Source organism: Cryobacterium sp. TMT4-31, from assembly GCF_004403385.1.
In the GTDB taxonomy this organism is placed as follows: Bacteria; Actinomycetota; Actinomycetes; order Actinomycetales; family Microbacteriaceae; genus Cryobacterium; species Cryobacterium zongtaii.
In genome coordinates, this window is sequence record NZ_SOGI01000074.1 from 107,860 (window position 1) to 131,303 (window position 23,444).

At 67.2% G+C, this 23,444-nt stretch carries 19 protein-coding genes and 2 riboswitches; of the genes, 11 read left to right on the plus strand and 8 right to left on the minus strand.

Features of this window, described 5'->3' with window-relative positions:
• The first annotated feature begins 40 nt into the window (after nt 1-40).
• Nucleotides 41-1,567: an AMP-binding protein gene (locus tag E3T19_RS18190; RefSeq protein ID WP_134409516.1), complete on the plus strand. Its 1,527-nt coding sequence runs from the start codon at nt 41-43 to the stop codon at nt 1,565-1,567.
• Here the strand turns inward: E3T19_RS18190 and E3T19_RS18195 are convergent.
• The 4 genes from E3T19_RS18195 to E3T19_RS18210 all read right to left on the minus strand — a co-directional run bounded on the left by E3T19_RS18195 (nt 1,528) and on the right by E3T19_RS18210 (nt 4,809).
• Nucleotides 1,528-3,231 (minus strand): FAD-dependent monooxygenase, encoded by a 1,704-nt coding sequence (locus tag E3T19_RS18195; protein ID WP_088455601.1) that lies wholly within the window; start codon nt 3,229-3,231, stop codon nt 1,528-1,530. The genes E3T19_RS18190 and E3T19_RS18195 overlap by 40 nt on opposite strands.
• Before the next feature lie 4 nt (nt 3,232-3,235).
• On the minus strand, nt 3,236-3,532 hold the full coding sequence (locus tag E3T19_RS18200; protein WP_088455602.1) for a toxin-antitoxin system YwqK family antitoxin: 297 nt from the start codon (nt 3,530-3,532) through the stop codon (nt 3,236-3,238).
• Between the two features lie 95 nt (nt 3,533-3,627).
• On the minus strand, nt 3,628-4,338 hold the full coding sequence (locus E3T19_RS18205; protein ID WP_240632407.1) for an LON peptidase substrate-binding domain-containing protein: 711 nt from the start codon (nt 4,336-4,338) through the stop codon (nt 3,628-3,630).
• 60 nt (nt 4,339-4,398) lie between these two features.
• Nucleotides 4,399-4,809, minus strand: a complete 411-nt coding sequence (locus E3T19_RS18210) for a GNAT family acetyltransferase (protein WP_103459509.1) — start codon at nt 4,807-4,809, stop codon at nt 4,399-4,401.
• A 193-nt stretch (nt 4,810-5,002) separates the two neighbouring features.
• Here E3T19_RS18210 and E3T19_RS18215 point away from each other — a divergent pair, with 193 nt between their 5' ends.
• On the plus strand, nt 5,003-7,639 hold the full coding sequence (locus tag E3T19_RS18215; RefSeq protein ID WP_134409517.1) for a hypothetical protein: 2,637 nt from the start codon (nt 5,003-5,005) through the stop codon (nt 7,637-7,639).
• A gap of 121 nt (nt 7,640-7,760) precedes the next feature.
• Nucleotides 7,761-8,249: a GNAT family N-acetyltransferase gene (locus E3T19_RS18220; protein ID WP_088455605.1), complete on the plus strand. Its 489-nt coding sequence runs from the start codon at nt 7,761-7,763 to the stop codon at nt 8,247-8,249.
• A 24-nt stretch (nt 8,250-8,273) separates the two neighbouring features.
• On the opposite strand, the gene E3T19_RS18225 is transcribed toward E3T19_RS18220, so the two are convergent.
• Together E3T19_RS18225 and E3T19_RS18230 are read right to left on the minus strand one after the other, a co-directional pair.
• On the minus strand, nt 8,274-8,606 hold the full coding sequence (locus E3T19_RS18225; protein ID WP_166788923.1) for an HNH endonuclease: 333 nt from the start codon (nt 8,604-8,606) through the stop codon (nt 8,274-8,276).
• On the minus strand, nt 8,548-9,309 hold the full coding sequence (locus E3T19_RS18230; protein ID WP_134409519.1) for a DUF222 domain-containing protein: 762 nt from the start codon (nt 9,307-9,309) through the stop codon (nt 8,548-8,550). The genes E3T19_RS18225 and E3T19_RS18230 overlap by 59 nt, the downstream gene beginning before the upstream one ends.
• A 109-nt stretch (nt 9,310-9,418) precedes the next feature.
• A riboswitch (glycine riboswitch) is annotated at nt 9,419-9,517 on the plus strand.
• Nucleotide 9,518: 1 nt separating this feature from the next.
• A riboswitch (glycine riboswitch) is annotated at nt 9,519-9,654 on the plus strand.
• A gap of 72 nt (nt 9,655-9,726) precedes the next feature.
• Between E3T19_RS18230 and gcvT the strand changes: the two genes are divergently transcribed.
• The 3 genes from gcvT (at nt 9,727) to gcvP (ending at nt 14,323) form a co-directional block, all read left to right on the plus strand.
• Nucleotides 9,727-10,890 (plus strand): glycine cleavage system aminomethyltransferase GcvT, encoded by a 1,164-nt coding sequence (gene gcvT, locus E3T19_RS18235; RefSeq protein WP_134409520.1) that lies wholly within the window; start codon nt 9,727-9,729, stop codon nt 10,888-10,890.
• Between the two features lie 125 nt (nt 10,891-11,015).
• Nucleotides 11,016-11,387 carry a glycine cleavage system protein GcvH gene (gene gcvH / locus E3T19_RS18240; protein WP_088455608.1) on the plus strand — a complete coding sequence of 124 codons (372 nt, stop codon included), beginning with the start codon at nt 11,016-11,018 and terminating at the stop codon, nt 11,385-11,387.
• A gap of 38 nt (nt 11,388-11,425) precedes the next feature.
• Nucleotides 11,426-14,323, plus strand: coding sequence for an aminomethyl-transferring glycine dehydrogenase (gcvP, locus tag E3T19_RS18245; RefSeq protein WP_134409521.1), 2,898 nt, complete (start codon nt 11,426-11,428; stop codon nt 14,321-14,323).
• Between the two features lie 15 nt (nt 14,324-14,338).
• On the opposite strand, the gene E3T19_RS18250 is transcribed toward gcvP, so the two are convergent.
• Entirely contained in the window at nt 14,339-15,205 is an 867-nt protein-coding gene (locus tag E3T19_RS18250; RefSeq protein ID WP_241980342.1) for a CPBP family intramembrane glutamic endopeptidase, read from the minus strand.
• Complete coding sequence (locus tag E3T19_RS18255) at nt 15,181-15,573, minus strand: thiol-disulfide oxidoreductase DCC family protein (RefSeq protein WP_134409522.1); 393 nt, start codon at nt 15,571-15,573, stop codon at nt 15,181-15,183. Before E3T19_RS18255 ends, E3T19_RS18250 begins: the two co-directional genes overlap by 25 nt.
• Before the next feature lie 313 nt (nt 15,574-15,886).
• Here E3T19_RS18255 and E3T19_RS18260 point away from each other — a divergent pair, with 313 nt between their 5' ends.
• The 5 genes from E3T19_RS18260 (at nt 15,887) to typA (ending at nt 23,387) form a co-directional block, all read left to right on the plus strand.
• On the plus strand, nt 15,887-17,506 hold the full coding sequence (locus E3T19_RS18260) for an ABC transporter substrate-binding protein (RefSeq protein WP_134409523.1): 1,620 nt from the start codon (nt 15,887-15,889) through the stop codon (nt 17,504-17,506).
• A 115-nt stretch (nt 17,507-17,621) separates the two neighbouring features.
• Complete coding sequence (locus tag E3T19_RS18265; protein WP_088455613.1) at nt 17,622-18,551, plus strand: ABC transporter permease; 930 nt, start codon at nt 17,622-17,624, stop codon at nt 18,549-18,551.
• Nucleotides 18,541-19,485 carry an ABC transporter permease gene (locus tag E3T19_RS18270; protein ID WP_088455614.1) on the plus strand — a complete coding sequence of 315 codons (945 nt, stop codon included), beginning with the start codon at nt 18,541-18,543 and terminating at the stop codon, nt 19,483-19,485. Before E3T19_RS18265 ends, E3T19_RS18270 begins: the two co-directional genes overlap by 11 nt.
• Entirely contained in the window at nt 19,482-21,230 is a 1,749-nt protein-coding gene (locus E3T19_RS18275) for an ABC transporter ATP-binding protein (protein ID WP_088455615.1), read from the plus strand. The genes E3T19_RS18270 and E3T19_RS18275 overlap by 4 nt, the downstream gene beginning before the upstream one ends.
• Nucleotides 21,231-21,476: 246 nt before the next feature.
• Nucleotides 21,477-23,387: a translational GTPase TypA gene (gene typA, locus E3T19_RS18280; protein ID WP_088455616.1), complete on the plus strand. Its 1,911-nt coding sequence runs from the start codon at nt 21,477-21,479 to the stop codon at nt 23,385-23,387.
• Nucleotides 23,388-23,444 lie beyond the last annotated feature (57 nt).

The following is a 23,444-nucleotide window of genomic DNA, read 5'->3' on the forward strand; positions in this document are numbered from 1 at the left end:
GCCCCTATGCCGGGCGACCGAGCAGGAGTTCTATGGGGGCATGACGGCAGGATCAAACGCCTCAGACCCCGCGCCGGCGCGGCCCCCGCTTGACACAGACTCCGCGTCCTTCGTGGTGCGGTCGACTCTGGTCGACTACGGGCAGGTCTATGCGGAGTTCAGCTGGGACCGGGTGCGACAGGTGCTGTCGGGGCTGCCGGACGGCCGGGGTGTCAACATCGCCCACGAAGCCGTGGACCGCCACGCTGCCGGAGCGCTCGCCGGACACGATGCGCTGCGGTTCGTGCGCACCGACGGCACCACTCACCCGCTCAGCTACGCCGAGCTCGCCGAACAAACCGGACGCTTCGCCAGTGTGCTGCAGCGGTTGGGAATCGAGCGGGCGGACAGGGTCTTCTCCCTCTGCGGACGCATACCCGAACTCTTCGTGGCCGCCTTGGGCACCCTCAAGAACGGCAGCGTGTTCTGCCCGATGTTCTCCGGCTTCGACCCCGAGCAGGGGCGGCAACGACTCAAGCGCGGCTCTGGGCGGGCGCTCGTGACCACCCGCGAGCTGTACCGAGAAACCGTCGCGCCGGTGCGGGCAGAACTGCCCGAGCTGGTGCAGGTCCTCCTCATCGATGCCGACGGAGAACCGGACCCCGGCACCGTCGACCTGGTCGCGCTGATGCGCGATGCCCCGCCGTACGGCGACATCGTGGCGATGCAGTCGGAGGACATGGCCATGCTCCACTTCACCAGCGGCACGACGGGTCCGCCCAAAGGTGTGGTGCACGTGCATGATGCCGTCGCCTCGCTCTATGTCGCCGGGCTCTACGCCCTCGGCCTGCACCCGAAGGACGTCTATTGGAGCACTGCGGACCCCGGCTGGGTCAGCGGCAATTCGCATGGCGTGATCACGCCGTTGGTCCACGGGGCGACAGTCTTGATCGTGGAGGGCGAGCCCGACGCCGAGCGCACCTACAGTGTGCTCGCCGACCAGCGGGTGACGGTCTGGTACACCACACCGTCAGTGCTCCGGATGCTCATGGCGGCCGGCCCCGCGCTCGCGGCCGCCCATGACCTCAGGGCGTTGCGCCATGTGGCCAGCGGTGGTGAACCGCTCGATGCCGAGGTCTTCGCCTGGGCCCAGGAGACGTTCGGGCGGCCGGTGCACGACACCTGGCGGCAGACCGAGACCGGTGGCATAATGCTCGCGAATTTCCCGGGCAGTCCGATTCGGCCCGGCGCGCTCGGCCGGCCGCTACCCGGGGTGCAGGCCGCCGTGCTGCTCACCGACGCCGACGGGCGGTTCGTGCGCGGGGACGACGGTGGGGTGGTGTTGGTCACCGAACCGGGTGCCATCGGCGAGCTCGCCTTTCGCGCCGACTGGCCGTCGATGTTCCGCGGCTACCTGCGGGACGACGCCCGGTACCGGCGGCGCTTCGTCGGAGGCTGGTACCTCACGGGCGACCTGGTGCGGCGGGACGCCGATGGCTACTACTGGTTCATCGGTCGAGGAGCAGACCCCGCCGAGCCCGCCCCCGGTCAGGGCGGGAGCGGTCGAGCACCGAACCCCAGGAGGTAGGCGTCGGCGCCGTCAAGGTCGGAGCCGTCAGCGCGGTAGCCGACGTAGCCGTCCCAACGCACCAGATACTGGGCCAGGCCGGATCGTCGGCGCGAGACGGCGGCGGCGCGTGGAGCGGCCGACCAGCGGGATCGCGGTGCGGACGGGGTCAGTTCCACGGTGAGCAGGTGCGCCCAGCGGGCCTGAAACTCCCGCACCCTTGCATCGGGCCACTCAGCGGCCGGCCCGCAGAGCAGCATCCGGAACACCGGCGGGCCCGGTGCCGCGCCGTGACCGGCGGCTGCGGTCCTGACGGAAGAAACCGGCACCGCGCCCATCCCGGGCTGGGGGAATCTCTCGCCCGGCCGCGGCCCCCGGTCGAGGCTGGGGACCCCGTCCACCGATAGCGAGCTGCGCCGGTAGTGGATGCCCAGTTCGGAGATCAGCCGGAAGCCGGTGCGGCGCGCCATCCGGCTGCGCAGCAGCAACGCGGCCACCGGCACGGCCGGGCCGGCCCGCAGGCCACGCAGCACCGGGTGCTGGCTGGTCGCCACCGTGAAGGCACGGTTGGTGCCGGCCAGCACCGAGCGGGCCACCGGCAGTCGTTCCTGCTCGTAGCTCCCGAGCAGCGCCGGGTCGGCGGCGCCCCGGCAGACCAGGGCGAGTTTCCAGCCGAGGTTCACGGCATCCTGGATGCCGGTGTTCATGCCCTGGGCGCCGGCCGGGCTGTGGATATGAGCCGCATCGCCGGCCAGGAACACCCGGCCGCGCGCGAAGGTATCGGCGAGCCGACTGCTGATGGTGAATTCGGTGAGCCAAACCGGGTCGTGCAGCACGATGGTGTCCCGGGTGTACCGGGTGACGGCCGCCTGCGCGAGGGCCAGGGTGACGGGGCCGGTGCGGCTGCCCGGCGGTAGCATCACCAGCAGCCGCCAGCCGGCCGGCGAGCCGAGAGGAAACAGGAACAGCGGACCGGCTCCGGACAGGTAGACGTGCACCCGGCCGGGTTCCAGACCGTCGGCCTCCAGATCGGCGAGGAGGAAGCGCTGCGGGAAGGCTCGACCGGAGAAACCGATGCCGGCCAGGTGCCGGGTCGCGCTGTGCGCGCCGTCACAGCCCACCACATAGCGGGTGCGTACCGTCCTGGGCGGCACGCCGGGGGAGTCGAGGGTGCAGGTGACCCCGTCATCGTCCTGACTCAGGCCCGTCAGGGTGAGACCCCGGCGGATGCCGACGCCCGCGCTGGCCAGGCGGTCGACGAGCACTCGTTCGGTGCCGGCCTGAGAGAGGAACAGCAGGAACGGGAAGCGCGTGTCACCGATTGCTTCGTCGAGCAGTGCCTCGTCGAACAGTGCCTCGTCGAACAGGGACACGGCATGAGCGGGCGCAGCGCTCAGGCTGCCGCGGCGGCGGCGTCCGCGCCCGTGCAGCAACAGCGTCCCGGTCGGGTTGCCGGCGCTCACGAGGTCGTCCGCGAGGCCGTTGCGGGCGAGGACCTCGAGGGTGCGTGCCTGGATAGCCAGCGCGCGGGATTCGTGCGCTGCATCCGCTGCCCTGTCGACGATCATCGCGGTGACCCCGTGGGTGTGCAGCTCTCGGGCGAGGGCGAGCCCGGTGGGCCCGGCGCCCACGATCAGGACATCGGCGTCGAATATTGTGCCGGTGCCGATCCGGTTTCCGGCCATGTCATCACCGGGTGGCAGGGTCCGCGGGGCTGGTGCCCGGGGTCGACCGGTCGAACGAGGTCTCCTTCACGAGGCGCCCGGTGCGGTCCCAGGTGCGCCACAAGCCCACCTGGTGACCCAGGTCGAACTCCCCGGAACGCATCAGCGAACCGTCGAGACGGAACCACTCCCAGTGTCCGTGGAGTTTGCCGTCGAGTTCAAAGCCGCTGGCCTTGACCGACCCATCGGGGAAGCGGTCGTGGCGGGGGATCGGGAAGCCGACGGACCGTGAGAACGAGGGGGAGGACGATTGAGGGGGCATGCCCCCATGCTGCCCCGGAATGCTCCAGTGCTCAACGGCGCGCGACGGTACACCGCCGGCACCGATGACGAGCCGGTCGCGGTCGCTCGCGAGGGTCAGGCGTTCGGGTCGTCAGGGTCCAGGTCATCCGTGTTCAAATCATCCGCGTCCAGCTCACCGGGGCCGGGCACCCTGTACGCGTCGGCGGCCGCTTCAGTGTGGTCGAAAATCGCCCGAAGCAGGCCGGCCATGCTGGTGGACCGCAACATGGCGACCTGGTCGAGCGGACCCACCGGGGCGATGCCGGCCAGCTGCCAGGCGGCCTCGACGGGGTCCTCGGACAGGGCGACGTTGGCCGACCAAGCATCGTCGGTGAACTCGCTGGCCAGCGACAGGGTACGACGCACGGTCTGCTCGGCGAGCACCCGCAACGGGGTGAGGGCGTCGTCCCAGACCAGGGCGGGCAGCTCCCGCACCACGGCCTGCGGGTAGGGGGCGTCCTGGCGCCACTCGATCACCTCGATGCGCCGGTCTCCTTGCGCGACGAGGCCGACGAACCCCTCCGGCGCCACCAGCTCGAGCACCTGCGCCACGGTCCCGGTACTGAACGGGTGCTCGCCACCGCCCACTTCCTGGCCGCGTTCGATGAGGACCACACCGAACTCCGCGGGCTCCGATTCGAGGATGCTCGCCAGCATCATGAGGTAGCGCTCCTCGAACACCCTCAGCTGCAACGGCATGTAGGGGAAGAGCACCGAACCGAGCGGGAACATCGGCAGGCCGGTGGCGCCGACGGGCTCGTCGGGTGAGCTCCCCTGATTCGACATGACCCCAGCGAATCACGCTCCCGGTGGAAAACCAAGCACCCCGGCTGCCGGGGAGTGAGATCAGTCGAGCCGTTTCGCGACAACGCGCACGTGGGCATCCGCATAGCCGAGCCGGTCGTAGAAACCGGTGACGGCGGTGTTGCTCTCTCGCACCATGAGCTGCAGCTTGACGGCGCCGCGTTCCACCAGCCAGGCTTCGGCGGCCTGCATCAGCCGGCGACCGAGGCCCATGCCGCGCTCGGGCACGGCGACGGCCAGGTAGTAGACCCAGCCGCGGTGGCCATCGTGGCCGACCATCACGGTGCCGACCAGTCTGCCGTCGCGAAAGGCACCGAGCACTGTCGATGTCGATCCGTCCAGCGCGCGATGGAGGTCGGTGGCGGGCGGATTCCACGGGCGGGTGAGGCCGGCTTCCTCCCAGAGGGTGGTCACGGCCTCGAGATCGGCGGGGGTGACGTCCGTGATGTGCATTGGTCCATTGTGCCGGTGCCGAGTAGTGTTCCGATCGTTACACGGGGAACGGACTTGGCCGCTGGCCAGCTGTTTGATTGCGATACGCTTCGAAACGATAACTGGGGGAAGCATGAATAATTCACAATTGGGTGGGAATCCCGATTCCGGAGACGATTCCGGAACGGGCACAGACAATACAGACCAAAGCGCGGTGGCAACTGAGCCGGCCGCTGCAGCAGAACCGGCAGCAGAACCGGCAGCAGATCCGGCAGCAGGTCCGGCCGCTGCGCCGCCCGCGCCGACTGAGCGGGTCGCGGCTCCGTACGGTACTCCGGGTGCCACGCTGCCGACCATACCGGCGCCGACCGGACCGACCGTCGGCACCCGCGTCGCCTCAATGGTGCGGGGCATCCCGGCCGAACGGTTCATCGCCGCCGCGATCGCCCCGGTAGTTGTCTACGCCGCCACCTGGCTGTTGGCGCTGGTGTTCACCCTGCTCGTGTTCGTCGCCGCCGCTGACGCATCCCTCGATTGGGGACTGGCCTTCCAGGCGCCCGCTCAGATCGTTGGCCTGGCCGTTGCCGGCACGCTCACCATCGGCGCCACGGTGATGGGGATCTCGGCCGCCGTCTCCGTGCTCTGGCTTCCGCTGCTGGTCACCACCTTCCTGATCATCGCCACCGCATTCGTGGCCCGCAGGGACGAACGGATCGCGCCGAGCCGGACGCGCGGCATCCGCTGGTTGCTGTCGGCGCTCAGCGGTGTGGTGCTGGCGATTCTTGTCGTCATCGTCGCGGCCGTCACACCGCTCACCTATGTGCTCGGTGACGGTTCCGAAAGCTACTTGGGATTCACGACCGCCACCGGGACCGCGACGTCGGCGTCATTCACGGCCTTCCTGGGCGCTGTCGTTCTGGGCACCCTCGCCTCGTATGTCGCCCGGGCCCGGGTGGCCCGCGCGGCCGCCGGCATCACGCCTGCCGTCGTGGCACCGGCCGCCACCACCGTGTTCGCATCCGTGCGGTCGACGCTGCCGGTCGTCGGGCTGCACCTCGGTGTGCTCGCCGTTCTGGTCACCGTGGGACTGCTGGTCTGGTCCGTGATCAACGGCGGCGTCAACGCTCTCCTGACGGCGTTCTTCTGGCTTCCGACCGCTGTGGTCGACGGCCTCGGCTTCGTGAACCTCGCACCGCTCACGTTCGGTGGTTCTCTGGCCGCCCTGGGTGGGCTGACCGGTTCGTCGAACAGCTTCTGGATGCCCGCTGAGCTGCCCGGCTGGGCCACTGTGCTGATCCTGGTGGCCAACCTTCTGCTCATCCTGGTCACGGGTACCGTGCTGCGTCTTCGTCGCGGGCAGCTGAGGTTGTCTGCGGCCATGTCGTGGGTGACCACGGTGGTGTCGTTCGCTGTCGCGGGCATCGTCATCTCGATTGTGGGTGGCATCGGCGGCTGGACGAGCGTCGACACGGCCGGCGCAGGCGAGAGCCTCGACGGCCTTCTCGCGGGTGCCGGTTCCCTGATCGAAGGGGCTGCCGCTGCCTCCGGCGTCGTCGGACTGGCCGCGTGGACATTCATCGTCTTCGCCGCGCTGGGCGCCCTCGTCGAGGTCGTCGCGGTCTTCGCGGCCCCGACCCTGGTGCAGCTCCTCCCCGCCGCCGTCCTCACCCGGTCGGCCAAGATCACCGGACTGGTCGGCGTGCCGTTCGCGGTGCCCGGTACGTATGTGCTGCCGGAGCCGACCAAGGTTCCCGCCGCCAGCGCCGCCCCCGGCGCAACCGGAGAGCCCGTCGGCTCTGGAGAGCCCGCCGTGGTCCTGCCCCAGCATGATGGTGTTACCGCGACCGTGCCGATGACCCCGGAGAAGAAGCGTCGGGTGCGGATTGTGCTCGCCGCCGTCGGGGCCGGTGTCGTCGTCGTGCTCGGCGCATCCATCGCCGTTTCTATCGTCAATCAGATGGTCTACAGCCCGCAGAACCAGGTGGAAAGCTACCTGGACGCGCTCGTGGCCGGTGACGCATCGGCTGCCGTGGCGATCGGTGATGTCGACGGCTCCGGGGAGCAGGGGGTGCTGCTCACCGACAAGGTGCTGAAGGCGACCGAGGGCCGGATCACCGGATTCACGATCACCGATGTCAGCACCGCAGGCGACACCGCCACGGTGACTGCCGACATCGATCTGGACGGGGTCAAGGAGGATGCGAGCTACACCTTGACGAAGTCCGGGAAGACGGCCCTGTTCTTCGATAATTGGACCCTGGACCCGGTCTGGCTGCCGACGGTGTCGGTCTCCGTCGCGCCGGGTATCGAATCGGTCGATGTCAACGGCACCGTCATCGAGCTGACCAGTGAAGTCCAGGAGTCCGGTTATCTGGAGGTTCTCGCCTTCGCCGGAGATTATGTCATCGGCAGTGCAGGGGACGCCGAGTGGCTTGCAGCCGAGCCGCAGACGGTCCAGGTCGGAATGGTTGTTTCATCAGGTAGTGCGCAGTTGAAGCTCGAACCGACGGCGAAGTTCACCTCGTCCATAAATGAGCAGGTGGCGGAATATCTCGCCGGCTGCGCGGCGCAGAAGGTGCTGAATGCCGACGACTGCCCGATTTACGTGTTCGATTACGGCACCATCACCGATGTCGTCTGGACCATCGATGAGCCGGCCGTGACGTCGTTGGGCAACTCGTACAAGAACGAGTGGTACCTCGCCACGGAAGATCGCGGCTCGGCGACCGTGACCTACACGAACACTGACTATCGGGGCCAGGCGTCGCCGGAAACGGCAACCATGAATTTCTCGGTCAATGGGACCGTGAAGATGGTCGACGGCGCTCCGGTCTTCTCGAACAGCTACTAACCGGCCGAGGCATCGGCACACACGCCCGGATCGCCACCGCCCACCTGTCGTGGGCGGCGGCGGTCCGGGCGTGCGGCATTTCGGGTCCGCGCTGACAAACGTGCGCTGGCATGCTGGATGGATGACTGAGGCTGTTTTCGACCTACCCGGCGGACCATTCACCCTGCGACAAGCGCTCGCTGAGGACGTGCCCGCGATCATCGGCCTGCTCGCCGACGACCAGCTGCGATCCGATGAGGAATCCACCGCGGCGCAGGATCTGGCGCCCTACCTGGCTGCCTTCACCGCGATCGACGAAGCGGCAGACCAACTGCTCGTTGTCGTCGACGATCCCGCCGGGAAGGTGGTGGCCACTCAACAGCTGACGGTGCTGCCCGGGCTCGCCCGGTCCGGCGCTACCCGGTTGCAGATCGAGGCGGTGCGCGTGAGCGCCGCTCTTCGCGGCAACGGCCTCGGCAGCGAGATGCTGACCTGGGCGGTTGAGTACGGGCGCGGACGCGGTTGTCGGCTGGTACAGCTCACCTCCGACGCCTCCCGTCTCGACGCTCACCGCTTCTACGAGCGCCTCGGCTTCGCCTCCTCCCACGTGGGTTTCAAGCTGCTCCTTTAGCCTCGTTGGCTGCTCCTCCGGCTTCTAGAACGGCGGGTTCTCCGGTACCGGCGGTGTCGGGTGCCGGGTCGGCCGCTGCCGGGGAGTCAGGTAGGTCTCGTCGGCGGGTCGCTTCCGGGTTTTCGGCCCGGCGACCGGTGGTCGGGGTCGGGGTGGGCCGATCGGGTTGGCGGGGTCGGTGCGGTAGCTGCGTTTGCCCGGTGAGGTCCAGTGCAGGATCCCACCTGGTTCCTGCGTGACCCGCCACTGGCTGAGGTGTTTGAGTCGGTGGTGGGGTTCGCAGAGGTGGGCGAGGTTGTCACTGTCGGTGCTGCCGCCGCCGGCCCTGGGGTCGGTGTGGTCGACGTCGCTGGTCACCGCTGCTGGCGCCATCCGTCTGGTTGGCCGGGCTCGGGTCGCCGAGGTGCTTGAGCTGCACGGCCATGCCGTTGATCCGGTCGTAGGCGGCATTGGTGTCGTGCGCGGTGCCGTACCAGTGCAGCCACGCCATTCCATCCGGGGCGGCCTCCCAGTACGAACGCCGGTCTGCCAGCGCGTTCCGGTGCCGGGTCACGATCGATTCCGGGTGCAGTCTCTCCCGCAGCCGGCGGGCCTTGTCACGGAACCGGCCCACCGGCAGGCGTTTCGCGTCGGGCAGCACCTTCTCTTCAAACGCCGCCTGGCCCCCATCGGGCAGAGTGAGTAGCTGCCCGAGGAGGGTCGTGGCGTGCCGGTAGCTGATCTCCGCTCTGGAGAACGCCGCGAACGTCGCCGGTGCGTACGAGCTGAGGAACCGCGCCTCGTTTAGTTGCCGGTCGATGGTGCGCTCGTCCACCCGGGTCATGCACGCGGTCTCGCTCACGATGGTGCGGCGGGCGACCTGGGGTTGTTCGCTCCAGTCCTGCAGGTCCAGCAGGTGCTCGATCCGGCGGGCCTGGGCCCGGGCGATGAGGCGGTCATCGGCCGCGATCCGTTCGGTGTGCCGGACCAGATCGGCCTGGACACGGTCGTCCAGGATGGGCTCCGGAGAGTAGTCGTCATCGTCCGGAGCGGGCGGTAGTACCTCGTCAGCGATACTCATACTGAGATCGTCTCACCTACCACCGACACTGCACCCACTGCGCCACGCACCCGGGCGCGCTGGTCGGATAGACTTCATTCGCACGACAATCAACTGAAAATCGGGCCACACGGTCGATGCGGGAGAGTTCGACGTCGTAGAGACGAGCGAACACCGAAGGAGCAATCCTCCCCGACAATCTCTCAGGTACTCGTACCGCATCGAACGGGCCACTCTGAAAAGCGGACGAGCACAGCGCGTCCGGGTTTCGCGTCAGCGGGATCCGGTCAGAACTGCCAAGTCCCGCCCACGGTGAAAGCCGGCGCACGCGCCGGTGAAGCTCTCAGGCCAGACGACAGAGGGGGAGTTCCCAACGGGGTTCGAACGAGCCCCGGAGCAACTCGTCCGGCATCTGCCCGGCGACGAACCGGAGAACTCATGACCTCGGCCAGCCCTGACCCCACCTCCTCCTCGAACGCCGCCGCCGCGACCGAACGCTTCTCGCCGCTGCACGCCGCCCACGTCGCCGCCGGCGCCAGTTTCACCGACTTCGCCGGCTGGCAGATGCCCGTGCGCTACTCCAGCGACCTCGCCGAGCACCACGCAGTACGCAAGACCGCCGGACTCTTCGACCTGTCGCACATGGCCGAGATCCGGGTCAGCGGCCCGCAGGCCGGCGAGTTCCTCGACCACGCCCTGGCCGGTCAGCTTTCGGTCATCGACCTTATGCAGGCCAAATACAGCCTGCTCCTCAACTCACGCGGCGGTATCATCGACGACCTCGTCGTCTACCGCACCGGCGAGACCGACTTTCTCGTGGTCGCCAACGCCGGCAACCACGACCAGGCCTTGGACGCCCTCACCGCGCGTGCCGCGCGTTTTGACGTCGCCGTCACGGATGAGAGCGACGACACCGCCCTCATCGCCGTGCAGGGCCCCAACGCCCTCGCCATCGTGCAGTCCACCGCCGGGCTCACCATCGACGGCGACCTCACGGGCCTCCGCTACTACCGCGCCCTCGCGGCCACGTTCGCGGGCACGCCGGTGCTCATCGCCCGCACCGGCTACACCGGCGAGGACGGCTTCGAGATCTACCTGCCGGGCGTCGCCGCCCTCGCCCTCTGGGACGCCATCGTCGTCGCCGGCGTGCCGCACGACCTGGTTCCGGCCGGGCTCGCCAGCCGCGACACCCTGCGCCTCGAAGCCGGCATGCCGCTCTACGGCCACGAGCTGACCACCTCGACGTACCCCGCACAGGCGGGCCTGGGCCGGGTCGTCAACCTCGCCAAGCCGACCGACTTCGTGGGTCGCACCGCCAGCGAAGAGGGTCCGTCCGGCGATGCGCCCGTACTCGTCGGCCTGGTCTCGGCCGGCAAGCGTGCCGGCCGCGCCGGGTACCGGATCTTCCGCAGCACCGACGCCACCGAAGCGGAGGGTGTCATCACGAGTGGCGCGCTGTCGCCCACGCTCGGCTACCCGATCGCCATGGCCTACCTGCCGCCGGCGCTGGCCCGACTCGACACCGAGGTGTTCATCGACGTGCGTGGCACCCGCGCGCCGGCCACGGTCATCGCGCTGCCGTTCTACAAGCGCCGCAAGTAGCGCACTCTCCGCGGATGGCCCGGCTTCGGGCATCCGCTCACCCGATGTCGCCACAGCGCGCATCGCCCCGCACTGATCAACCCCGTACTGATCAACCCCGTGATCATCCCCTTGAGAGGAACCCCATGGCAGACAAGACCGAACTGCAGTACACCGCCGAGCACGAGTGGGTGCTCGTCGACGGCGACACCGCCACCGTCGGCATCACCGCCTACGCCGCCGACAAGCTCGGTGACGTGGTCTTCGTGGAACTCCCCGAGGTGGGCAGCGCCCTCGCCGCGGGGACCGTCGTCGGCGAGATCGAGTCGACCAAGTCGGTGGGTGAACTCTTCGCCCCCATCGACGGCACCGTCGCCGAGATCAACGACGCCGTCGTCGACAGCCCCGAACTCGTCAACAGCGACCCGCTCGGCGAGGGCTGGCTCATCAAGATCACCTTCGAGACCCTCCCGGCGCTGCTCAGCTACGCCGAATACACCGCCATCACCGGCGAATAAGCACCACCGAACCAGACCCCGGAAAGAGCCTTCCCCACATGTCGCAGCCCTTTACCCAGCGTCACATCGGCACGGATGCCGACGCGCAGTCCCGCATGCTGTCCGTCCTCGGCCACGACAGCGTCGAGTCGCTCGTCAACGCGGCCGTTCCGGCCTCCATCCAGGTCGAGCAGTTCCGCACCCGCGGCGACAGCACCCTGCCGCCGGCTGCGACCGAGCGAGAGGCCATCCAGGAGCTGCGCGGCCTGGCCGACAAGAACACCGTGAAGCGCTCGATGATCGGGCTTGGCTATTACGACACGATCACGCCCGCCGTGATCAAGCGCAACGTGCTGGAGAACCCGAGCTGGTACACCGCGTATACGCCGTACCAGCCGGAAATCAGCCAGGGCCGCCTAGAGGCCATCATCAACTTCCAGACCATGGTCGCCGATCTCACCGGCATGGCCACCGCCAACGGGTCGATGCTCGACGAATCCACCGCCGTGGTCGAGGGCATGCTGCTGGCCCGCCGCGCCTCCAAGTCGCCGTCGAACCGGTTCATCGTCGACGCGGATGCGCTGCCCCAGACCCACGCGCTGCTCGGCAACCGCGCGCACGCGCTCGGCATCGAACTGACCGTGCTGCCCCTGGACGAGAACACCACCGCGGAGGACCTCGGCGACTACTTCGGCATCTTCGTGCAGTACCCGGGAGCCTCCGGCCGCGTCTGGAACCCCGCCGGCGTGATCGCACTCGCCCACGAGAACAAGGCCCTCGCCATTGTCGCCGCCGATCTGCTCGCGCTCGCTCTGATCGTTTCACCCGGCGAACTCGGCGCCGACGTGGCCGTGGGCACCAGCCAGCGCTTCGGCGTGCCGATGGGCTTCGGCGGACCGCACGCCGGCTACCTCGCCGTGCGCAAGGGCCTGGAGCGCCAGATGCCCGGTCGCCTCGTGGGCGTGAGCGTCGACGCCGCCGGCCACCCCGCTTACAGGCTGTCGTTGCAGGTGCGCGAGCAGCACATCCGTCGTGACAAGGCCACCTCGAACATCTGCACCGCCCAGGTGCTGCTGGCCGTCATGGCGGGCATGTACGCGGTCTACCACGGGCCCCAGGGCCTCAAAGCGATCGCCACCGAGGTGCACGAACGCGCCGGCGCTCTGGTCGCGGCGCTGCGGGCGATCGACGTGGACCCGATCAACAGCAGCTTCTTCGACACCGTGCGGGTCTCGGTCCCGACCGGCGCCGCCGACATCGTCGCGCAGGCCGCTGCTGCCGGCTACAACCTGCACCAGGTCGACGCCACCACCATCGGCATCTCGGTCGACGAGACCACCACCGCGGCCGACCTGGCCGCCGTCGTGGGCTTCTTCGGCGGCCGCGACGCCTTCGGCCACGTCGACCTGACTGCGATCCAGGACGGCCTTCCTGGCGACCTGGCCCGCACCAGCGAGTACCTCACCCACGCCGTGTTCAACACGCACCGCTCGGAGACGAGCATGATGCGTTACCTCAAGCGCCTCGCCGACTACGACTACGCACTGGACCGCGGCATGATCCCGCTGGGCTCCTGCACTATGAAGCTCAACGCCGCCACCGAGATGGAGGCCGTCACCTGGCCCGAGTTCGGCGGACTGCACCCGTTCGCGCCGCGCGCCGATGTCGAGGGCTACCTCGAACTCATCCGCCAGCTCGAAACCTGGCTCACCGACGTCACCGGCTACGACACCGTGTCGCTGCAGCCGAACGCCGGCAGCCAGGGCGAACTCGCAGGTCTCCTCGCCATCCGCGGTTTTCACCTCGCCAACGGCGAGGTGGACCGCACGGTCTGCTTGATCCCGTCCAGTGCCCACGGCACCAACGCCGCCTCCGCGGTCCTCGCCGGCATGCGCGTCGTCGTCGTGGCTTGCGACGAGCTCGGCAACGTGGACCTCGACGACCTGAATGCCAAGATCGCCCTGCACGCCGAGACCCTCGCCGCGCTGATGATCACCTACCCCTCCACTCACGGCGTGTACGAGCACGAGGTCGGCACGATCTGCGCCGCCGTGCACGCCGCCGGCGGCCAGGTCTATGTGGACGGCGCCAACCTCAACGCGCTGCTCGGCTTCGCTCGCTTCGGCGACTTCGGCGGCGATGTGTCGCACCTGAACCTGCACAAGACCTTCTGTATCCCGCACGGCGGGGGAGGACCCGGCGTCGGACCTGTCGCGGCCAAGGCGCACCTGGCCCCGTTCCTGCCCGGGCACCCGCTCGCGCAGGACGACGAGCACTACCTGCTCGGCAGCACCGGTACCGAAACCGTCGTCCACGGTGGCGGACCCGTCTCGGCCGCGCCCTATGGCAGCCCGAGCATCCTGCCCATCTCGTGGGCCTACGTGCGGATGATGGGCGCCGACGGGCTCAAGCAGGCCACCGGTGCCGCGGTGCTCGCCGCGAATTACGTGGCCAAGCAGCTCAGCGGCCACTACCCGGTGCTCTACGCCGGCGACAACGGTTTGGTCGCGCACGAGTGCATCCTGGACCTCCGCCCGCTCACCGCGGCCACCGGGGTCACTGTCGACGACGTGGCCAAGCGCCTCGTCGACTACGGTTTCCACGCGCCCACGATGAGCTTCCCGGTCGCGGGCACGCTGATGGTGGAGCCCACCGAGAGTGAGGACCTCGGCGAGATCGACAGGTTCATCGACGCCATGATCGGCATCAAGGCCGAGGCGGATGCCGTCGCCGCCGGCACCTGGCCGGCCGACGACAACCCGCTGCGGAACGCCCCGCACACCGCCCAGTCGGTGATCGAAGGGGAGTGGACGCATCCGTACGACCGCGAAACCGCGGTCTACCCGGTGCGCACCCTGATCCGCAACAAGTACTGGGCGCCGGTGCGTCGCATCGACAACGCCTACGGCGACCGCAACCTGGTCTGCGCCTGCCCGCCGCCCGAGGCGTTCGAGTAACCCCGGCCTCAGGGCTTACGCTGTGGGGGCGAGGAGCGCAGGCCACCAGAGCAGGGCGAGCGGGTAGCCGACGAATGAGACGATGTCGAGCACCCAGTGCGCGATCACCAGGGGCATCACCCGGCCCCAGCGCAGGTAACACCAACCGAATACCACTCCCATCAGGGCATTGCCAATGAACGGCCCGATGCCCTGATAGAGGTGGTAGCTGCCGCGCAGCAGAGCTGCCGAGATGATGATGGTCGAGGCGCTCCAACCCAGCTCGCGCAGCCGGGTGAACAGGTAGCCCACCACAATGAGCTCCTCGCTCAGTGCGCTCCGTATCGCCGAGAAGATCAGGATCGGGATCGTCCACCAGAAAGTGTCCAGCGGTGAGGGCACCACGGCCACCGTGAAGCCCAGCGCGCGGCCGGCCAGGTAGAGCCCGAGTCCCGGGATGCCGATCAGCAGCAGAAGGCCGCCGCCGCGGAGCAGATCCCGGCGCGGCTCGGTGAAATCCACCCCGAGCCGACGGAACCCACTCTGCCCGGGCCGCCAGAGCAGGTAGAGCACCAGGGCCACCGGGAACAACGTGAAGACGATGCCGAGGAATTGGTAGGTGAAGTCCAGCCACTCGCGCGTCGACTGCGACCCGTTGATGGTCGCCGACTGATCGCTGAGCGCGACCTCGGCCGTGAGTCGGGAAATGATCGACACTATCGAGTACACGGCAGAGGCACCGAGCGAGAGCCCGAGCACGATCGCGATCTCCCATTTCAGCCGCACCCTCGATAACGCCGAAGTATCGGCGGCCGCCGAGGGGGAGCGGGTTTGCGCGGAGGGGACCGGGGGATCGGCCGGGTCGGAGGAGTAGTCGCTCATGTCGCGTTCGGCATCCGGCACGCCGGGGTGCCTCCCGGCAACCGATAGCGGTAGCGGGCCACGAGGCTGTAACCGGCCGCGGCCGCCCACGACCACGGCGGCACCGTGGCGAGCCAACCGAGCATCCGCAGTGCGGCAACCGGCTGGCCACGCAACAACGCTGCCACCGCGGCAGCGCCGCCGTGGTGCCGGCCCCCCGCGACGAACCACACTCGGCTCCTGGCCTGCTGCTCGGTGAGACCGAAGGCAGCGAGGTCGGTCCACTGGAACGGCGCGGTGGCCGGCACCCGGGGCAGCGTACGCTGGAGCCACAGCACCGCGGTGGTGCAGAACCCACAGTCGCCGTCGAAGATGAGCGTGGCGGGCTGTTCGGGCGGGGTGGTCGGCATTCCTCTATTTTGCGCCCTTGGTGCTCGCACGCGTGTTTTCGGGCCAATTGATCCTTACGCGGTGGGATTTGAAAACGCTTGCATGCGTCGGAGGGACCTTGGTCCCAAGCTTCGTGAGAGATCCTCGCAGGATTCGCAGAAAAAACCGCGAAATCGGCGTGAAGCGCAAGAATCGTGCGTCTTTCATTACTGCTGTGTAACGTTTACCGTCAGGTTTTGCTCCCGGCGCCTGACGTACCTAGGGTTTTGATAACTAGCGCGCTGCTATGGGCTTCGGCCACGGCGGCGCCTTCACCTTTGCACAGGAGGAATTTTGAAGAGATCCCGCATGGGCCTCAGCGCCCTCGCGCTCATTTCGGTGAGCGCTCTGGCGCTTTCGGGTTGCGCGACATCCAACGACGAAGAGGCCACTTCGGCCGGCGACGCGTCCGCAGTTGTCAGCACCAATGGCAGCGAGCCGCAGAACCCGTTGATCCCGACCAACACCACCGAGACCGGCGGCGGCAAGATCGCCACGTCGATCTTCGCGGGCCTGGTCTCGTACAACGCTGACGGCGAGATCGAGAACGAGGTCGCCAAGTCGATCGAGTCTGACGACGCTACCAACTGGACCGTCACGCTGGAAGAGGGCTGGACCTTCACCAACGACGAACCCGTCACGGCTTCGTCCTTCGTGGATGCCTGGAACTACGGCGCGCTCTTCAGCAACGCCCAGAGCGCCTCCTATTTCTTCGACGACATCGTGGGCTTCGACTACGAGGTTGACTCCGAACTGACCGGCCTGAAGGTCGTCGACGACACGACCTTCACGGTTGAGCTCGCTTCGCCCGAGGCCGACTGGCCGCTGCGCCTCGGCTACACGGCCTTCATGCCGCTGCCGTCCGCCGCGTACGACGACATGGCCGCCTTCGGTGAAAACCCGATCGGCAACGGCCCGTACATGCTCGATGGCGAGGGTGCCTGGGTTCACGAGGAGAAGATCAGCCTCGTGACCAACCCCGGTTACGAAGGCGTGCGCAAGCCCGTCAACGGTGGACTCGAGATCAAGTTCTACTCCACCCAGGACGCCGCGTACGCGGACGTACAGGGCGGCAACCTCGACGTGCTGGACGCTGTTCCGGACTCCGCGTTCGAAACCTACGAGGCCGAATTCGGCGAGCGTTCGGTGAACCAGGCTGCAGCCATCTTCCAGGGCTTCAACATGCCGTACTACCTCGAGCACTGGAGCGGCGAAGAGGGCAAGCTGCGTCGTGCAGCGATCTCGATGTCGATCAACCGCGAGGAAATCACCGACGTCATCTTCCAGGGCACCCGTACCCCGGCAACCGACTTCACCTCTCCCGTCATCGACGGCTACTCCGACCAGCTCGAAGGCGCCGAAGTTCTCGAATACAACCCGGAAGAGGCCGTCAAGCTGTGGGCCAAGGCTGACGCCATCGCACCGTACGGCGACTCCACGTTCGACATCGCCTACAACTCCGACGGTGGCCACCAGGCCTGGGTCGACGCCGTGATCAACAGCGTCGTCAACACGCTGGGCATCTCCGCGACCGGCAAGCCGTACCCGACCTTCGCCGCAGCACTCGAAGACCGCTCGAACGACGCACTGACCGGTGGAACCCGCGCCGGCTGGCAGGGCGACTACCCGTCGATGTACAACTTCCTCGCTCCGCTGTACCAGACCGGTGCCGGCTCGAACTACGAGGACTACTCGAGCGAAGAGTTCGACTCCCTCCTCAAGGAAGGCGCCGCGGCTGAAACCGTCGAGGACGCAACCGCCAAGTACCAGGCTGCACAGGAGGTTCTGCTGAAGGACCTGCCGTCCATCCCGCTGTGGTACTCCAACGTCAACGGCGTTTGGGCTGACACCGTCAGCGACGTGGTGTTCGGCTGGGATTCCGTCCCGCTTTACCACCAGATCACCAAGGGTTAATTCCTAGTTCCACCCGCAGTGCAATGTCCGGGGCGTCAAGCCCCGGACATTGCACTGACTAGACTCATTCAGTGATTGCGATCCTCATGCATAAAAGATTCTCGGAGCTCACCTGATGCTGTGGTACACAGGCAGGCGCGTCCTCCAAATGATCCCCGTCTTCTTCGGGGCGACATTCTTGATCTATTTCATGGTCTTCTCCCTACCGGGCGACCCGATCGCGGCGCTGTACGGCGACCGCCCGCCGGCACCCGGCGTGATCGAACAGATCCGAGCCCAGTACAACCTGGACAAGCCGCTGCTGCAGCAGTACCTGATCTACATCGGCAACTTCTTCCAGGGCGACCTGGGCACCACCTACTCCGGACGACCGGTCAGCGACGTGATGGCCGGGGCGTTCCCGATCACCTTCCGCCTGGCCATGTTGGCCCTCGTCTTCGAAGCCTTCGCCGGCATCCTCGTCGGACTCGTCGCGGGCCTGCGCAAGGGCAAGTGGTTCGACGCCAGCGCCCTCGTGGTGAGCCTGCTCCTGATCAGCGTGCCGACCTTCGTACTCGGCTTCCTGTTCAGGCTCATTTTCGGCGTGCAATTAGGTTGGTTCAGAACCACAGTGAGCAGTGAGGCTCCGTGGGGCGAACTCATCCTCCCCGCCCTGGTTCTGGCCAGTGTGTCCTTCGCCTATATCGTGCGCCTCACCCGCGCCAGCGTCGCCGACAACCTCAACGCCGACTTCGTTCGCACCGCCACCGCGAAGGGCCTCTCCAGGCGCCGCGTGGTCACGGTGCACGTGCTGCGCAACTCCCTCGTTCCCGTCGTGACGTTCCTGGGTGTCGACCTCGGTTCGCTTATGGTCGGTGCGATCATCACCGAGGGAATCTTCAACATCAACGGCGTCGGTGGCACCGTGTACAAGGCGATCGTCCTCGGCGAGAGCACCACAGTGGTGTCATTCATCGCCGTCATGGTGGTCATCTTCGTTCTCGCCAACCTGCTCGTCGACCTGCTGTACGCAGCTCTGGACCCAAGGATTCGTTATGCCAAATAAGAGTGGCCAGGCCCACTTCGTCGCGGAGCTGGAAGACACCCCGGTAGCCCCGATTGACCGTCTCGACGAGTCGCAGAAGGCTCGCAGCACCTGGGCGGATGCCTGGGACTCGATGCGCCGCCGGCCGATGTTCTGGATCTCCTCAGTGCTGATCCTGATCATCGCCCTTGTCGCACTGTTCCCAGGACTGTTCACCTCGGTGTCGCCGAACCTCGACTGCCAGCTGGCGAACAGCAACGGCGGTCCAGAAGCCGGTCACCCGTTCGGGTTCACCCGGCAGGGCTGCGACGTGTACGCGCGCACCATCTTCGGTACCCGGGCCTCGGTCACCGTCGGCCTCCTGGCCACCGGACTCGTCACCCTCATGGGAGTCATCCTCGGCTCCCTCGCGGGATACTACGGCGGCTGGCTCGACGCAATCGTCTCCCGCGTCGGCGACATCTTCTTCGCCATCCCCACCATCCTCGGCGCCATCGTGCTGATGTCGGTGCTTCCGGCCGCGACGCCCACCTCGGTGGCCTTCGTGCTGTCGATCTTCGCCTGGCCCCAGATCGCCCGCATCATGCGCGGTGCGGTGCTGTCGGCCACGAACTCCGACTACGTGATGGCCTCGACAGCTCTCGGTGTGTCGAAGTTCCGGATTCTGCTGCGCCACGTGATCCCCAACTCGATCGCCCCGGTCATCGTGATCGCCACGGTGTCACTCGGCACGTTCATCGTCGCCGAATCGACCCTGTCGTTCCTGGGCATCGGCCTGCCGACCAGCGTGATGTCTTGGGGTAATGACATCAGCCAGGCCCAGACATCCCTTGTCACCAACCCGCAGGTGCTCCTGTACCCCGCGGCCGCCCTGTCCATCACGGTGCTCGCGTTCCTGATGCTCGGCGACATTCTGCGCGACGCGCTTGACCCGAAGGCGAGGGCGCTTCGATGAGCCAGACACTGACAGACACCAACCCAGGGGGCGTCGAGAGCGACGAGCAGCCCCTGCTGCAGATTCGCAACCTCGAGGTCGGTTTCCAGACCCAGCGCGGCCTCGTTCCGGCCGTGCGCGGCGTGGACATCACCCTGTACTCCGGCCAGACGCTGGCCATCGTCGGGGAGTCGGGCTCCGGCAAGACCACCACGGCGCAGGCGATCATCGACCTGCTCCCCGGCGCGGGCAAGATCACCGGCGGCCAGGTGCTCTTCGAGGGCCGTGACCTCACCAAGCTCAGCCCCAAAGACATCCAGGCGGTGCGCGGAAACCTGATCGGTTACGTACCCCAGGACCCGATGTCCAACCTCAACCCGGTGTGGAACATCGGTTTCCAGGTTGAGGAGGCCATCAAGGCGAACGGACTCGCTCAAGGCAAGGAAGCGCGCGCCCGCACCATCCAGGTGCTGCAGGAAGCCGGACTCAGCGACGCTGCGGACCGACTCAAGCAGTACCCGCACCAGTTCTCCGGCGGCATGCGCCAGCGCGTGCTGATCGGCATCGGCCTGTCCGCCCGGCCGAAGCTGCTCATCGCCGACGAGCCCACCTCGGCGCTCGACGTCACCGTGCAGCGTCAGATCCTGGACCACCTGGGAACCCTGACCCGCGACTACGGCACCAGCGTGTTGTTCATCACGCACGACCTGGGCCTGGCCGCGGAGCGCGCCGAACAGCTCGTGGTGATGTACAAGGGAAAGATCGTCGAGTCCGGTCCCTCGCAGGAGATCCTGGCGAACCCGCAGCACCCGTACACGCAGCGGCTCGTGTCTGCGGCACCGAGCCTGGCTTCCCGGCGTATCCAGTCGGCCAAGCACGCGTCCGTCGGCGACTCCGGGATCTACGGCGGCGGTTCCCTGGACGACACCCTGGTCGCCAGGGCTGCCGAGCGCGAGAGCCTCGCTCCCGTGAAGGACCTGATCTCGATCGACAACATCTCCAAGGTGTACCGGATCCGCAAGAAGGGTCTGCGCAGCGAGGAGCTCAAGGCCGTCGACGGCGTCACCTTCGGCATTCAGAAGGGCACCACCACGGCCCTCGTCGGCGAGTCCGGCTCGGGCAAGTCCACAGTCGCCAAGCTCGTGCTGCAGCTGGAGAGCATCACCAGCGGCTCGATCGAGTTCGACGGTCAGGACGTCGCCGGGCTCAAGGGCAAGGAACTGCTCAAGTTCCGCCGCCGCGTGCAGCCGGTCTTCCAGGACCCGTACGGGTCCCTCGACCCGCAGTACAGCGTGGGCAACACCATCGCGGAGCCGCTGCTAGCGCACGGCGTCGGAACTGCGAAAGAACGACAGGAGCGGGTCAAGGAACTCCTCGACCAGGTCTCGCTGCCGTGGTCGTCGCGATTCCGGTACCCGAGTGAACTCTCCGGCGGTCAGCGCCAGCGCATCGCCATTGCGCGAGCGCTCGCGCTCAAGCCCGACGTGCTCGTGCTCGACGAGGCCGTGTCGGCACTCGACGTTCTCGTGCAGGGGCAGGTGCTGAACCTGCTCACCGAGCTGCAGACCGAGTTGGGCCTGACCTACCTGTTCATCACCCACGACCTCGCCGTGGTGCGCCTCGTCGCCGACAACGTGTGCGTGATGCAGAAGGGCCGGATCGTGGAGGCCGCGTCGACTGACGACGTGTTCGACAACCCACAGCAGGCATACACGCAGGAGCTGCTGGCCGCCATTCCCGGCGGTAACTTCCAGTTCGGCCGCTAGGGTCCGCGTGTGAAATGACTGCCCCCCGGCCTGCGCCGGGGGGCAGTCGTCATCTGGGGGTGGGGAGCGTTTGCCGGCTGTTCAGGTGCCGGGAACGCACTGTATATAGGAGCGATCGATACTCGCCCGACGCGAGACGGGCCGAATACGGTACGATAGACCCTTGGGTCCATAGAGATCCCACTCATCCACTCTGCGCCGCACGTGATTTTACGCGGCATCCATTCTTCGTAAGGATCTATTTTTATGGCGATTGCTACCCGCAATAACCTCCGGAATGTTGCAATCGTTGCCCACGTTGACCACGGCAAGACGACGCTGGTCGACGCGATGCTGCAGCAGACGAACTCGTTCGCCGAGCACTCGCACACCGAAGAGCGTGCGATGGACTCCAACGAGCTCGAGCGCGAAAAGGGCATCACCATCCTCGCCAAGAACACGGCGATCTCGTACAAGGGCATCCACGCCACTGACGGCCCCATCACCATCAACGTCATCGACACCCCCGGCCACGCCGACTTCGGTGGCGAGGTCGAGCGCGGCCTGTCCATGGTCGACGGTGTTGTGCTCCTCGTCGACGCTTCCGAGGGCCCGCTGCCGCAGACCCGCTTCGTGCTCCGGAAGGCACTTGAGGCGCACCTGCCCGTGATCCTCCTGGTCAACAAGACCGACCGTCCCGACGCCCGTATCGATGAGGTCGTCGAAGAGAGCCAGGACCTGCTCCTCGGCCTCGCTTCCGACATGGCCGACGACGTGCCCGACCTGGACCTCGACCTGGTCCTCAACGTTCCCGTCGTCTACGCGTCCGGCCGTGCCGGTGCCGCCAGTCTCACCAAGCCGGAGAACGGCTCACTGCCCGACAACGACGACCTCGAGCCGCTCTTCGAAGCGATCCTCCAGCACATCCCCGCTCCCGTCTACGACGATGAGCACCCGCTGCAGGCCTGGGTCACCAACCTCGACTCCTCGCCGTTCCTCGGCCGCCTCGCGCTGCTGCGCGTTTTCCAGGGCACCATCAAGAAGGGCCAGACCGTGGCCTGGGTCAAGCACGACGGCACCGTTTCCAACGTGCGCGTGACCGAGCTCATGATCACCAAGGCACTTGACCGGTACCCGGCCGAGAGCGCCGGCCCCGGTGACATCGTCGCCGTCGCCGGTTTCCCCGACATCACCATCGGTGAGACCCTCGCCGACCCCGATGACGTGCGCCCGCTGCCGACCATCACGGTCGACGACCCCGCCATCTCGATGACCATCGGCACCAACACCTCGCCGCTCATCGGCAAGGTCAAGGGCCACAAGCTCACCGCCCGCATGGTCAAGGACCGTCTCGACAAGGAGCTCGTCGGTAACGTCTCGCTCCGAGTTCTCGACATCGGCCGTCCGGACGCCTGGGAAGTCCAGGGCCGTGGCGAGCTCGCTCTCGCCATCCTGGTCGAGCAGATGCGTCGTGAAGGCTTTGAGCTCACCGTCGGCAAGCCGCAGGTGGTCGTCAAGCGCGTCGACGGCAAGATCCACGAGCCGTACGAGCACCTCACCATCGACTCGCCCGAAGAGTACCTCGGTGCGATCACCCAGCTCCTCGCCGCCCGTAAGGGTCGCATGGAGAACATGGCGAACCACGGCACCGGCTGGGTCCGCATGGAATTCATCGTTCCGTCGCGCGGCCTGATCGGTTTCCGCACCGAGTTCCTGACGGACACCCGCGGTACCGGTATCGCCAACGCGATCTTCCACGGCTACGAGGCCTGGGCCGGCACCATCAACACCCGCACCAACGGCTCGATCGTCGCCGACCGTGCCGGTGTTGTGACGCCGTTCGCCATCATCGCCCTGCAGGAGCGCATGCAGTTCTTCGTCAACCCGACCGAAGAGGTCTACGAGGGCATGGTCATCGGCGAGAACTCGCGCGGTGACGACATGGACGTCAACATCACCAAGGAAAAGAAACTGACCAACATGCGTCAGTCCACGTCAGACACCTTCGAGTCGATGACGCCGTCCAAGCAGCTCACCCTCGAGCAGTGCCTGGAATTCGCCCGCGAAGACGAGTGCGTCGAGGTAACCCCCGCCGTCGTTCGTATCCGCAAGGTGGAGCTCGCCGCATCCGCTCGTCAGCGCAACGTGTCGCGTCTGAAGAAGCAGGACGCGAACTAGTTCGCAGCTTGATCTGACCGCAGGCATCCTGTTCCGGTTTTCCGGCGCGGGGTGCCT